Raw genomic sequence first — 12,449 nt, forward strand, 5'->3', positions numbered from 1 at the left:
GCGCTGTTCGGCCTTCCGCAAAGCGCCTGACCGGAGGGTTGATTTTCCGTTCAGCGGAAAATGATGTTCACGGGCCCGCCGCCGTGCGCGTCCAGATCAGGTTCGTCTCCGTTCGATGCGGCGAAACGTGATTTCGGACGGCCGAAATTGAACGGCCGGTGAACGGTGGGCGGGCGCGATCCATCGATCACCGTGCCCGGCGGTGTTCGCGCATGTAGCGACGTTTGCGGGATTGCCGCTGACGCGTGCGATGAACGGTCGGATCGTCCGTCCGGTGGCGCCTTTTCGGTCGCCGATGTGCATTGCGGACGAACGTTTCGTTCGTCAGTGCGGGTACTGAACCGGCGGCCGGACGCGCGGCAGTTCCTCACCGAAGTCCGCGATGACCGACCGAACGGGATGGACACGGCGCCCAGGTACGCGTCGTCGCGGAACTCGAACAGGTGCCCGTAGGCGGCGCGCAGCGGCTGGACGCCGACCTTGGGGAACGCGTGGACGGTCGAGGGGAGGCCGTGGCGGTCGAGCCAGCGCGCGAGGGCGCCCTCGGGGGTTCCTTGAGGGAGAACATGCCGCGAACCTAGACGAACGGGGCGCCGTCCGGCGCCCGGTTTCCGGTCAGGCGGCGGGTTCGTGGTCGCGGGCCGCCAGGTCCTCGCCGACGCGGCGCAGGCCGTCCAGGTCGTGGACGTCCTCGGCCTGCGCGGGCACGGCCGTCACCGGGACGGTCGGGTGCGTGGAGGCGAAGTTGTCGCGGAGGCGCTCCTCGCGGGCCGCGAGCTGCATCCGGTCGGAGTGCAGCCGCAGCAGCGCGGCGGTGAGCGTGTGGTCGCCGCGCTCCTCCAGCGTCTCGGCGGCGGCGAGGCTGCGGGCGGCCGACAGCCCGTCCGCGGCGGACTCGTGCACCCGGTTGACGACGAGGCCCGCGAGCGGCATCCGCTCCTCGGCGAGCCGCTCGATGAAGTAGGACGCCTCGCGCAGCGCGTCCGGCTCCGGTGCGGCCACGACGAGGAACGCGGTGCCGGGCGTCTGCAGGAGCTGGAACGTCTTCTCCGCGCGCTCCTGGAACCCGCCGAAGACCGTGTCGAACGCGGCGACGAACGTCTGGACGTCGCGGAGCAGCTGGACGCCGATGACCTTGTTGACGACCCCGGTGAACATGCCGAACCCGGCGCTGATCACCTTGACGCCGAAACGGCCGCCGGTCTTCGCGGGCGCCGCGAGCATCTTCATGAACCGGCCGTCGAGGAACCGGCCCATCCGCTCGGGCGCGTCGAGGAAGTCGAGCGCGTTCCGCGACGGCGGGGTGTCGACGATGATGAGGTCCCAGGCGCCGGACCGGTGGAGCTGGCCGAGCTTCTCCATCGCCATGTACTCCTGCGTGCCCGACAGGCTCGAGGACAGCGACTGGTAGAAGGGGTTCGCGAGGATCTGCTTCGCGCGGTCGGGGTCGGCGTGCGCCTCGACGATCTCGTCGAACGTCCGCTTCATGTCGAGCATCATGGCGTGCAGCTCGCCGTCGCCCTGGATCTCGATCTTGCGCGGGTTGTTGTCGAGCTCGCTGAGGCCCATCGACTGGGCGAGCCGCCGCGCCGGGTCGACGGTGAGGACGACGACGTCGCGTCCCCGCTCGGCGGCGCGGACGCCGAGGGCCGCGGCGGTCGTGGTCTTGCCGACGCCGCCGGAGCCGCAGCAGACGATGATTTTGGTGCGGGGGTCGTCCAGCAGCCGGTCGACGTCCAGCGCGGGCGGGGTCTTCGCGGTCGGGCTCATCGTCAGCTCGTCTCCCTCGTGCCGCTCATGCCGCGCCCTGCTCCCGCAGGGCCGCGGCCAGGTCGTACAGGCCGGCGAGGTCCATGCCGTCGGACAGCAGCGGGAGCGTGTAGCGGGGCCGGTCGATGGCCTCCAGGCGCTCCTTCTCGCGGCGCTGCAGGGCGGTGCGGCGGGCGTGCTCGCCGGCCTCGGCGGCCAGCACCCCGGCGACGGCCTCGGCGTCGCGCTCCAGCCCGGCGGCCTTCACCCCGCGGACGATCTCGTCGACGTCGAGCCCGCCGGCGGCGGCGCGGGCGCGGTCGTCCTCGGACAGGACGGGCGCGTGCTCCATGTTCACGATCACCGCGCCGATCGGGAGGCCGACCGCTTCGAGGTCGTGGATGCCGTCCATCGTCTCCTGGACGGGCATCTCCTCCAGGAGCGTGACGAAGTGGACGGCCGTCTCGGGGCTGCGCACGACCTTCATCACGGTGTCGGCGTGGTTGCGGACGGGCCCGACCTTCGCGAGCCCGGACACCTCGTCGTTGACGTTGAGGAACTTGGTGATGCGGCCGGTGGGCGGGGCGTCCATGACGACGGCGTCGTAGATGAACGAGCCGTCCTTCTTGCGGCGGCGCACGGACTCGCTCGTCTTGCCGGTGAGGATGACGTCGCGCAGGCCGGGGGCGATCGTGGTGACGAAGTCGACGATGCCGAGCCGGGTCATGGCCTTCCCGGCGCGCTTGAGGTTGTAGAACATCTCGAGGTACTCGATGAGCGCCTCTTCGGTGTCGATGGCGAGCGCGTGGACGTCCCCGCCGCCCGGCGCGACGGCGACCCGGCGCTCCTCGTACGGGAGGGGCGGGCAGTCGAAGAGCTGGGCGATGCCCTGCCGTCCCTCGACCTCGACGAGCAGCACCCGGCGGCCCCCGGCGGCCAGCGCCAGGGCGAGTGCGGCGGCCACGGTCGTCTTGCCGGTGCCACCCTTGCCGGTGACGACGTGCAGGCGCACGCCGTCCCAGTCGGTGTCTCTCGCGCTCACCCGATCGACCATATCGTCCGTCCGGCGCGAGCTTTAGAGGCCGTCGCGTCTCATGCAAGTGATCCCTGACACGATGTGCCCCCCGCTCGGGATTCGCGTGCGAACCGTTGTGTTCCGGCCTGCCCACGGGGTTAGCTGGGAAACGTGACACCGGCTCCCGGGCCGGCTCGTCCGGCCGGGTGCGCCCGCACCCGGCGGTCCGGACGGCGTCGCGGGCTCCCGGGGGGCGGCCCCACGGGAGAGAGGTGCCCGAAGATGGAAGCGATCATCCTCATCGTGCTCCTGGGCCTCGTCGTGGTCGGGCTGATGGTCGCGGGCTCGGCGATCCGGGTGGTGCAGCAGTTCGAGCACGGCATCGTGTTCAGGTTCGGCCAGGTGCAGCGCGGCGGGCAGCTGCGGCCCGGGGCGTTGCGGCCGCCGGGACTGACGGCGATCATTCCGGTGGTCGAACGGATGCAGAAGGTCAGCCGGCAGACGATCACGATGGACGTGCCCGCGCAGGAGGGCATCACCGAGGACAACGTGAGCGTCCGCGTGGACGCCGTCGTCTACTTCCGGGTGATCGACCCGGTGAAGGCGATCGTGAACGTCCAGAACTACGGGTACGCGGTGTCGCAGGTGGCGCAGACGTCGCTGCGGTCGGTCATCGGCCAGGCGGACATGCAGGAGCTGCTCGGCGAACGGCAGAAGATCAACACCAAGCTGCGGGCGATCATCGACGAGATCACGCAGGATCCGTGGGGCATCCTCATCGAGCGGGTCGAGATCAAGGACGTGTCGCTGCCGGAGGGCATGAAGCGGTCGATGGCGCGGCAGGCCGAGGCGGAGCGGGAGCGGCGGGCGCGGATCATCACCGCGGACGGCGAGTTCCAGGCGTCCAAGCGGCTCGCCGCCGCCGCGGAGATCATGTCGCAGGACCCGGCGGCCCTCCAGCTGCGGCTGCTGCAGACGGTCGTCGAGGTCTCCGCCGAGAAGAACAGCACGCTCGTCATGCCGCTCCCGGTGGAGGTCCTGCGGTTCTTCGACCGGATGACGGGCGACGCGAAGAAGACGGCGGAGTCGGGGCCGGAGGAGAAGCCGGACCTCGGCGAGCGGCTCGCGAAGGCCGAGCAGGAGCTGGCGAAGGCCGCCGAGGTGTCCCCGGCGCTGGAGTCGCCCGACGAGGTCCCGCCGGTGATCGGACTGGACGAGCCGGGCCGCGCGCACACGGGAGAACGTCAGGGCATCGCGGGCGGCGAGCCGGGCGCGACCGGGGCGACGGCGGACGAGCGGCGCGACCCGCCGCTCGACTGAGCCGTCCGGCCCGCGGGCGGTGCGTCGCCGCGGACGATGTCGGGGTCGACGGCGAGCAGGGCCGACGGCGTGAGGCCGAACGTGGCGTGGAAGGTGCCGCTGAGGTGGGACGGGCTGGAGAAGCCCGCCTCGACGGCGACGCGGGTGAGGTCGTGGCCCTCGTCCAGGAGGGCGGCGGCGCGGAGCATGCGGGCCCAGATCCGGTAGCGGCGGAAGCTCGTGCCCGTCTGCGCCTTGAACAGGTGCAGGAACCGGGAGACGGACAGGCCCGCCTCCGCGGCCAGCTCGCGTGCCGTCACGGCCGTCTCCGGGTTGCCGAGGAGCCGCCGGGTGGCCGCACGGATGCGCTCGTCCGTTCCGCTTGGGGACGGGGCAGGGGCGGCACGGGCGAGCCAGAGCGCGCCGTCTGCAGGGCGGCGTTCGTCCAGTCGGAAGGCCAAGTGCACTAGGGCCGCCTCCTGCCGGTGGGTGTGCGGCAGGACGTCGCCTTGCAGCATCTCCGTCCGGCATGCCGCGGCGTACGGGGAGGCGGGGTCGAGGTAGCAGAACACCATGCGTTCCCCCTGCGCGATGAGGCGGTGCGGGAGGCGCGGCGGGACGAGGACGCTGCGGGCGGTCAGGTCCGGTCGTCCAGGGACGTGGACGACGACGGGAGCGTCCACGCCCACGGCGAGGCAGGCGACCGAACCCGAGTGGACCCCGAGGCCGAGCGACGGGCCCGCGTACAGGGCCTGCCCCGGCCACAGCCAGAGTCCCGCACGGGAGCACGTTCGTGAAAGCGCGGGCACGGGGCGGTGGCACATCCTTTCGGCGACGGGTCCGCGGACCGGGCCCGGAGCCTAGCCGAGTGGAGGTCCCCGCCGTGCCCGCCGCCGTTTCCACCGCAGTGATCGTGGTCGTCGCCGTGTTCTTCTTCGGCATGGGCGTGTACGGACTGGCCGCGCCGGGAGCGTTGATCAGGCCGTTCGGGATCGCGCTGCCGTCCGGGACGGCGCGGGCGGAGGTGCGGGCGGTGTACGGCGGGTTCGGCGTCGCGATGGGGGCGCTGCTGGTCGCCGCGGCGGCCGACGCGGGCGGCGTCCGGTCCGGGGCGGTGGTCGCGGTCGCGTGCGCGCTCGCCGGGATGGCCGGCGGACGGCTCGTCGCGCGGGCGTTCGACCGCGTCGGCGGCTTCTACCCCGGTTGGTTCTACTTCTGGGTCGAGACGGTCGCCGCTGCCGGGCTCCTCGCGGCGCGCTGAGCCCGCCGCCGGGCCGCCCGGGTGGTCCAGGCGGCGGTGGGTTCGCGGGGCCCCGGCGCGAGCCGATCGCTAGGGTGATTCCCATGAAGAAGTGGGAGTACGCGACCGTTCCGCTGCTGGTGCACGCCACCAAGCAGATTCTCGACAACTGGGGCCAGGACGGGTGGGAGCTCGTCACCGTGCTGCCGGGTCCGAACCCGGAGAACCTGGTGGCCTACTTCAAGCGGGAAGTGCAGTCCTAGGCCCGTACGCGGGCGAGTCGAGGAGGGAGTGGCGATGAGCACACCCGAGGAGCGGATCGTCGAGCTCGGGCTGGAGCTGCCGGACGTCGTGCCGCCGGTCGCGTCGTACCTGCCGACGGCGCGGACGGGCTCGCTCGTCTACACGGCGGGGCAGATCCCGCTGGTGAAGGGGGAGCTGGGCGCCACCGGGAAGGTCGGCGCGGAGGTGAGCGCCGAGGAGGCGAAGGCGCAGGCGCGGATCTGCGCGCTGAACGCGATCGCGGCGCTCAAGGCCGAGGTGGGCGAGCTGTCGCGGATCGCGCGGATCGTGAAGGTCGTCGGTTTCGTCGCGAGCGCGCCCGATTTCTACGGTCAGCCGGACGTGGTGAACGGTGCGAGCGACCTGCTGGCCGAGGTGTTCGGCGAGGCCGGACGGCATGCGCGCAGCGCGGTCGGCGTCGCGTCGCTGCCCCGCAACGTGCCCGTCGAGGTCGAGCTGATCGCCGAGGTCGCCTGACGGACGTCCGCGGCCCGCCGGGGAGAACGTTGCTCTCCTCACCCGGTTGCTGACTTCGGGTTGACGGAACGGCATTCGGTATGTCCGAATTGGCCGCCATGAGGATCACACGGCCGGCGAGGCGAGGGTGAACGGGCTGAAGCTGCCCGCGGAGTTCGTGGGGCGCATCGAGGACATGGCCACCGGACGTCTGGCGCCCCCGCCCGCGCGGGACGCGGCGACGGTCGTGGTGCTGCGCGACCACGACCGGCACGGCCTGCAGGCGTTCCTGCTGCGCCGGGTGCGGTCCATGGCGTTCGCGCCCGGCGCCTACGTGTTCCCCGGCGGGTCGGTCGACCCGCGCGACGGCGAGGCGTCGCTCGCGTGGTCGGGCCCGGCGCCGGCCGCGTGGGCCGCGGCGTTCGGCGCGAGCGAGACGGTGGCGCGCGAGCTGGTGTGCGCGGCCGTCCGCGAGACGTTCGAGGAGACGCTGGTGCTGCTCGCGGGCCCGACGCCGGACACGGTCGTCGACGACACCCGCGGGGACGCGTGGGAGGCCGACCGGCGGGCGCTGCTGGACCGGTCCCAGTCGTTCGGCGGTTTCCTCGACAAACGCGGCCTGGTGCTGCGGTCGGACCTGCTGCGCCCGTGGGCGCACTGGATCACGCCGAAGATCGAGCCGAAGCGCTACGACACCCGGTTCTTCGTGGCGGCGATCCCGGACGGCCAGCGCGCGCGCGACGTCAGCACGGAGGCCGACCAGGTGGCGTGGGTGCGTCCGGCGGAGGCCGTGGAGCGCGGGTGGGCCGGCGAGTGGATGATGCTGCCGCCGACCCTGGCGACGCTGACCGAGCTGGCCGAGTACGAGACGGTCGCGGACGTCCTCGCGGCCGAACGCGCGATCAAGGTGTACGAGCCGACGGCCGAGGTCGTCGACGGGGAGGCGTTCCTGGTGCTGCCCGAGGACGTCGCGCACTTCTACCCGACCGGGTGAGGGCGCCGTCGTGGGCCGCCGGACGCCCTGGACGAGCGCGGCCCGCGCGCGGCTGTCGCGGGCCGTCATGCTGCGGCTCGCGGGGACGTCCGCGCTGCGGCGCCTGGACCGGCTCGGGTGGAACCCGGCCGGTCGTCCCGCCCGTCTCTCGGGCAGGATGGGCGACATGACCGAGATCGACGGCATGGGAACCGAACGGGCGTTCTGTGTGCTCGCGCCGAATCCGTCCTCGATGACCCTCGACGGCACGAACACGTGGCTCGTCCGCGACCCGGACTCCGCCGAGGTCGTCGTGATCGATCCGGGGCCGAAGGACGACGTCCACCTGCGGCGCGTCGTGCACACCGTCGAGTCGTGGGGGGCCAGGGTCGGGCTGGTCGTGCTCACGCACGGGCACCCGGACCACTCCGCCGGCGCCGCGCGGTTCGCCGAGCTGGCGGGCGGCGTGAACGTGCGGGCGCTCGACCCCCGGCACCGGCTCGGCGACGAGGGCCTCGTCGAGGGGGACGTCATCACGACCGGCGGCCTGGAGCTCCACGTGATGGAGACGCCGGGGCACAGCGACGACTCGCTGACGTTCTGGCTGCCCGCGGACGGGGCCGTCCTGACCGGCGACACGGTCCTCGGGTACGGGACGACCGTCGTGGAGGGGCGGCTCGGGGACTACCTGGGCTCCCTCGACCGGCTGCGGACCTTCTGCGCGGACCGGGAGGCGGCGACGATCCTGCCGGGCCACGGCCCGAAGCTGGACGATCCGCTGGCGGCCCTCGACCACTACATCGACCATCGGCGCGCGCGGATCGCGCAGGTCGAGGCGGCCGTGGCGGCGGGCGCCCGGACGGCGCGCGACGTCGTGGAGGTCGTGTACGCGGACGTCGACAGGTCGCTGTGGCCCGCGGCGGAATGGTCCGTGCAGGCGCAGCTCGACTACCTGAACGAGCGGCGCTGACGCGACAGGCGGGCGCGGCGCGGCGCGCGACCCGCCGGACGCGACCGGCCGGTCGCCGCGGTCGTCCGCCGCGGACCGGCCGGCCCGCTCACTTGGAGCGCTTGCGCAGCCGCTCGATGTCGAGGATGACCACCGCGCGGGCCTCGATCCGCAGCCAGTTGCGCTGCGCGAAGTCGGCGAGCGCCTTGTTGACGGTCTCGCGGGACGCGCCGACGAGCTGCGCCAGCTCCTCCTGCGTGAGGTCGTGGTGGACGTGCAGGCCCGCCTCGGACGGCTGCCCGAAGCGCTCGGCGAGGTCCAGCAGGGCCTTGGCGACACGGCCGGGGACGTCGGTGAACACCAGGTCGGCCATGACGTCGTTGGTCTTGCGGAGCCGCTGGGCCAGCGCGCGCAGCAGCTGCACGGCGACCTCGGCGTGCCCGGTCAGCCACGGGCGGAGCTGGTCGTGGCCGAGCCCGGCCAGCCGGCACTCGGTCACCGCGATGGCGCTGGCGGTGCGCGGGCGGGGGTCGAACAGCGAGAGCTCGCCGAACATCTCGCTGGGGCCGAGGACGCTCAGCAGGTTCTCCCGGCCGTCCGGCGCCGTGCGGGTCAGCTTGATCTTCCCCTCCACGACGACGTACAGGCGGTCGCCCGTCTCGCCCTCGTTGAACAGCGTCTGACCGCGGGCGAGCCGCACCTCGGTCACGTTGGCGCGCAGCGCCTTGGCCCCCTGCTCATCGAGTGCCTCGAAGAGCGGGGCTCTGCTCAGAACGTCCACGTCGCGGTCGGTCACGCTTCTCCTCCTCGAAACACCAACATGCATAGTGTGACGTACGTCCCACCGCGTACGTGAAGGCAGGGCCACGGCGCGCCGTAACGCGGGGTCGTCACTTCGCGGGATCGTCACCACCACCCTGTTCGCCCAGTGTACGGACACCCGGGTGAATGCCATCACACCGGTCTCATCGCACTTAAACGGGCGTGCGGGTGCCGCCCGTCCCGGCCGTCCGGGGCCTACCCTGGCGGGATGGCGACGAAAGCGGCCCGCTCCCCGGACGCACGGTCCTCGGACGCCCGCGCCCGGCCGCGGCCCCGGCGCGCCGGGCGGCGCGGGCCGGAGACCCGCCTCGGGCTGGTGCGCCGGGCGCGGCGGATGAACAGGATCCTCACGGAAACCTACCCGGACGCGCACTGTGAGCTGAACTTCGGGACACCCTTCCAGCTCCTGGTCGCCACGGTCCTGTCCGCCCAGACCACCGACAAGCGGGTGAACCTGACCACTCCGGCGCTCTTCGCCAAGTACCCGACGCCGGAGGACCTCGCCGCCGCCGATCCGGAGGACGTCGAGGCCCTGCTGCGGCCCACGGGGTTCTTCCGCGCCAAGACGAAGTCGGTGATGGGGCTGTCCGCCGCGCTCGTCGAGCGGTTCGGCGGCGAGGTGCCCGGACGCCTGGACGACCTCGTCACGCTCCCCGGCGTCGGCCGCAAGACCGCGAACGTCGTGCTCGGCAACGCGTTCGACGTCCCGGGCATCACCGTCGACACGCACTTCGGGCGGCTCGTCCGCCGGTTCGCGTGGACGGAGGAGACCGACCCCGACAAGGTCGAGCGGGAGATCGGCGGGCTGTTCCCGAAGAAGGACTGGACGATGCTGTCGCACCGGCTGATCTGGCACGGGCGCCGCATCTGCCACGCGCGCCGCCCCGCCTGCGGCGCCTGCCCCCTCGCCGACCTGTGCCCGGCGTACGGCGAGGGCCCCACGGACGTCGAGACGGCCGAGGCGCTCGTCAAGCCCGGCCCGTTCTCGTGACCGCCGCTCGCCGGGACGGGGGCGGGCGGGGAAGCAAAACGGCCGTCCTGGAGTTGAGATCAACGTGACCGAGATCGCCTCCTGCCCCGACTGGCTCGACCGTTTCCGCGCCCACGCGGCGCGGCTGCCGGTGCCGCCGCAGTTCCGGCCGGCCCCGGACGCCCGCGCCGCCGCCGTGCTGATCCTGTTCGGCGAGGGACCGGACGGCCCGGACGTCCTGCTCACCGAGCGGGCCGCGACCCTCAACAAGCACGCCGGCCAGCCCGCGTTCCCCGGCGGCCGCATCGACCCCGAGGACGACGGCCCGGTCGCGGCGGCGCTGCGCGAGGCGTGGGAGGAGGCGGGCGTCGAGCCGTCCGGCGTGGACGTGCTCTGCACGCTCCCGGAGCTGTACCTGTCGCGCAGCCGGCACCGCGTCACGCCCGTCGCCGGCTGGTGGCGCGAACCGTCCAAGATCGCCCCCGGGCATCCCGGCGAGGTCGCGACCGTCGCGCGGGTGCCGATCGCCGAACTCGTCGACCCGGCGAACCGGCTGACCGTCCGGCACCCGTCCGGGCTGAGGCTCGGGCCCGCGTTCAAGGTCGGCGGGATGCTCGTGTGGGGGTTCACGGCGGCGCTGCTCGGCGAGGTGCTGGCGGCGGGCGGCTGGGAGCGCCCGTGGGACGCCGATCACGTCGAGGACCTGCCGCAGGACGTCCTCGATCTCGCCTCCCGCGGCTGACCCGCACCCCGCGTGCGCCGCACGCGGCGCCCGTCCGTCCGCCGAACCGCAGGTCAACGGGCCACGGCCGGGAGGGGCACGGTCGGTGATCGTTCCGTATCGCCCCACGTGGCCATCCGGGGCAGGGCAAACTGGTCCGGCGAGGGGACGTGAGAAGGCGACCTCGCGCTATACGGTGAAGCGGTGCTGGACGACCATATGCTCGATCTGATCCTCCTAGGGCTCGTCGTGCTGTTCGGCGTCTCGGGCTACCGGCAGGGTTTCATCGTGAGCCTGCTGAGCTTCGCGGGCTTCGTCGGCGGCGGCGTCGCCGGGGTGCTGATCGCTCCCCCGATCGCCGAGTCCGCGGTGGACGGGGCGGCGCAGCAGGCGCTGCTCGCGATCGTCGTCGCGTTCCTGTCCGCGACGTTCGGGCAGCTCATCGCGTCGTCCGCGGGGGCCGTGCTCCGCAACCGGGTCACCGGGCTGAACGCGCGGACGGCGGACGCGGTCGGCGGCACGTTCGTCAGCGCGCTGTCGCTGTTGATCGTCGCGTGGTTCTTCGGCAGCCTGGTCGCGAACTCGGAGTTCAAGCCCGTCCGCACCCAGGTGAAGGGTTCGTCGATCATCAACGGGATCGACGAGGTGATGCCCGCCCAGGCGCACACCTGGTTCACCTCGTTCCAGGGGTTCGTGAAGAACAGCGAGTTCCCGCAGGTCTTCAACGGGCTCGGCGGCGAGTCGGTGGTCGAGGTGCCGCCGCCGGACGACTCGGTCCTGGCGACCGGCGGGCTGCGGGACGCGCGCAACAGCATCGTCAAGATCGTCAGCACGGCGCCGCAGTGCCAGCGCCGCATCGAGGGCACCGGGTTCGTGTTCGCGCCCGACCACATCATGACGAACGCGCACGTCGTCGCGGGCGCGCGCGGGCCGTCCACCGTGGCGAACCGCACGGGCGAGACCGCGAAGGGCGAGGTCGTCCTGTACAACCCGAGCCGCGACATCGCCGTCCTGTACGTCCCGGGCCTGGACGCGCGCCCGCTCGACTTCGAGATGGAGGCCGAGGTGCGCGACAGCGCGATCATCGCGGGCTTCCCGAAGAACGAGCCGTTCAGCGCGAGCGCCGCCCGGATCCGCGCCCGGCAGACCGCCAAGGGCCCCGACATCTACCACACCGGCCAGGTCGCCCGGGAGATCTACGCGATCCGCGGCAAGGTCGAGCCGGGCAACTCGGGCGGGCCGCTGCTGTCCGCGGACGGCGGCGTCTACGGCGTCATCTTCGCGGCGGCGCTCGACACCCCCTCCACCGGCTACGCGCTCACCGCCGAAGAGGTCGCGGAGGACGCCCGCGCGGGCGCGCGCGCCACCGAGCCGGTCTCCACCCAGAGCTGCTCCGACTGAACCCGTGAGCGCCCTACTGGGGCGCTACAGGGTGAGCTTCAGTTCGACCGGACCGTCTTCAGGCGTGTCCACGAGCGCGCGAGCGCGCCGCACGACGCCTTGGACGTCGATCGCGTGCGGGGGGTCGGCGGCGTACGGCTCCAGCCGGTCCGCGGCGCGGCTCAGCAGGGCGCGCGCGCCCCGCGCGTTGCCGCGGCGCAGGTGGGTGACCCCCACCGCGACCTGGGCCAGGCCCCGCCACAGCTCCCGCTCCGGGTCCGGGGCGTCCTTCCAGGCGGCCTCCAGCACCTCGTGGGCGTGGAAGGGGCGGTCGGCGTCCAGGAGCCGCTGCGCCTCCCGCAGGGCCTCGGACGGCCGCATGCCGAGGTCGTCCGGCATGGTGGGGATCCCGGTGGCCCCGTGCGGCAGCGGACGCCCGTACGCGTCGCGGGGCCGCGCGTTGCGCGGACGTCCCGATTCGTCCCGATCCCGCATGCTCTCACCGTACGCGTTCCCGCCGGGCGCGCGCGGTGATCCCCGCCCTGAGCCGGGTCGTGAGACTCGCCGTGACCCGTGCCGTGACCATAGCCGTC

General features: G+C 73.0%; 14 protein-coding genes. 9 read left to right on the top strand and 5 right to left on the bottom strand.

Annotated elements, in window-relative coordinates; genetic code table 11:
• Nucleotides 1-615: 615 nt before the first annotated feature.
• Complete coding sequence (gene bagB / locus AB0L25_RS40230) at nt 616-1,770, bottom strand: ATPase BagB (RefSeq protein ID WP_500178835.1); 1,155 nt, start codon at nt 1,768-1,770, stop codon at nt 616-618.
• Between the two features lie 25 nt (nt 1,771-1,795).
• Nucleotides 1,796-2,791, bottom strand: coding sequence for an ATPase BagA (gene bagA / locus AB0L25_RS40235; protein WP_500178837.1), 996 nt, complete (start codon nt 2,789-2,791; stop codon nt 1,796-1,798).
• A gap of 255 nt (nt 2,792-3,046) precedes the next feature.
• Between bagA and AB0L25_RS40240 the strand changes: the two genes are divergently transcribed.
• A complete protein-coding gene (locus AB0L25_RS40240; protein ID WP_500178838.1) occupies nt 3,047-4,084 on the top strand; it encodes a slipin family protein in 1,038 nt (345 codons plus the stop codon).
• Here AB0L25_RS40240 and AB0L25_RS40245 read toward each other — a convergent pair.
• Complete coding sequence (locus AB0L25_RS40245) at nt 4,009-4,872, bottom strand: helix-turn-helix transcriptional regulator (protein ID WP_500178839.1); 864 nt, start codon at nt 4,870-4,872, stop codon at nt 4,009-4,011. The two genes, AB0L25_RS40240 and AB0L25_RS40245, sit on opposite strands and share 76 nt — an antisense overlap.
• Before the next feature lie 59 nt (nt 4,873-4,931).
• On the opposite strand from AB0L25_RS40245, the gene AB0L25_RS40250 reads away from it, so the two are divergent.
• The 5 genes from AB0L25_RS40250 to AB0L25_RS40270 all read left to right on the top strand — a co-directional run bounded on the left by AB0L25_RS40250 (nt 4,932) and on the right by AB0L25_RS40270 (nt 7,984).
• Nucleotides 4,932-5,324: a DUF4345 family protein gene (locus AB0L25_RS40250; RefSeq protein ID WP_500178840.1), complete on the top strand. Its 393-nt coding sequence runs from the start codon at nt 4,932-4,934 to the stop codon at nt 5,322-5,324.
• 83 nt (nt 5,325-5,407) lie between these two features.
• A complete protein-coding gene (gene sp36, locus AB0L25_RS40255) occupies nt 5,408-5,566 on the top strand; it encodes a Sp36 family protein (RefSeq protein WP_021591512.1) in 159 nt (52 codons plus the stop codon).
• Nucleotides 5,567-5,600: 34 nt separating this feature from the next.
• On the top strand, nt 5,601-6,062 hold the full coding sequence (locus tag AB0L25_RS40260) for a RidA family protein (protein ID WP_500178842.1): 462 nt from the start codon (nt 5,601-5,603) through the stop codon (nt 6,060-6,062).
• A 175-nt stretch (nt 6,063-6,237) separates the two neighbouring features.
• Entirely contained in the window at nt 6,238-7,035 is a 798-nt protein-coding gene (locus AB0L25_RS40265; RefSeq protein ID WP_500178845.1) for an NUDIX hydrolase, read from the top strand.
• A gap of 166 nt (nt 7,036-7,201) precedes the next feature.
• The gene (locus tag AB0L25_RS40270; RefSeq protein ID WP_500178846.1) at nt 7,202-7,984 is read left to right on the top strand and encodes an MBL fold metallo-hydrolase; all 783 of its coding nucleotides are present in this window, start codon (nt 7,202-7,204) and stop codon (nt 7,982-7,984) included.
• A gap of 88 nt (nt 7,985-8,072) precedes the next feature.
• On the opposite strand, the gene AB0L25_RS40275 is transcribed toward AB0L25_RS40270, so the two are convergent.
• Nucleotides 8,073-8,759, bottom strand: coding sequence for a Crp/Fnr family transcriptional regulator (locus tag AB0L25_RS40275; RefSeq protein WP_026402956.1), 687 nt, complete (start codon nt 8,757-8,759; stop codon nt 8,073-8,075).
• Between the two features lie 360 nt (nt 8,760-9,119).
• On the opposite strand from AB0L25_RS40275, the gene nth reads away from it, so the two are divergent.
• From nth to AB0L25_RS40290, 3 genes are all read left to right on the top strand, one after another.
• Nucleotides 9,120-9,776, top strand: coding sequence for an endonuclease III (nth, locus tag AB0L25_RS40280; protein ID WP_500178847.1), 657 nt, complete (start codon nt 9,120-9,122; stop codon nt 9,774-9,776).
• A gap of 73 nt (nt 9,777-9,849) precedes the next feature.
• On the top strand, nt 9,850-10,497 hold the full coding sequence (locus AB0L25_RS40285) for an NUDIX hydrolase (RefSeq protein ID WP_500178849.1): 648 nt from the start codon (nt 9,850-9,852) through the stop codon (nt 10,495-10,497).
• A 198-nt stretch (nt 10,498-10,695) separates the two neighbouring features.
• Entirely contained in the window at nt 10,696-11,877 is a 1,182-nt protein-coding gene (locus AB0L25_RS40290) for a MarP family serine protease (RefSeq protein WP_500178850.1), read from the top strand.
• Nucleotides 11,878-11,901: 24 nt separating this feature from the next.
• Here the strand turns inward: AB0L25_RS40290 and AB0L25_RS40295 are convergent, their stop codons facing one another.
• Complete coding sequence (locus AB0L25_RS40295; RefSeq protein ID WP_500178843.1) at nt 11,902-12,351, bottom strand: DUF309 domain-containing protein; 450 nt, start codon at nt 12,349-12,351, stop codon at nt 11,902-11,904.
• Between the last annotated feature and the right edge of the window lie 98 nt (nt 12,352-12,449).

Origin of the sequence: Spirillospora sp. NPDC052242, from assembly GCF_040679555.1 — a bacterium.
GTDB lineage: Bacteria > Actinomycetota > Actinomycetes > Streptosporangiales > Streptosporangiaceae > Spirillospora.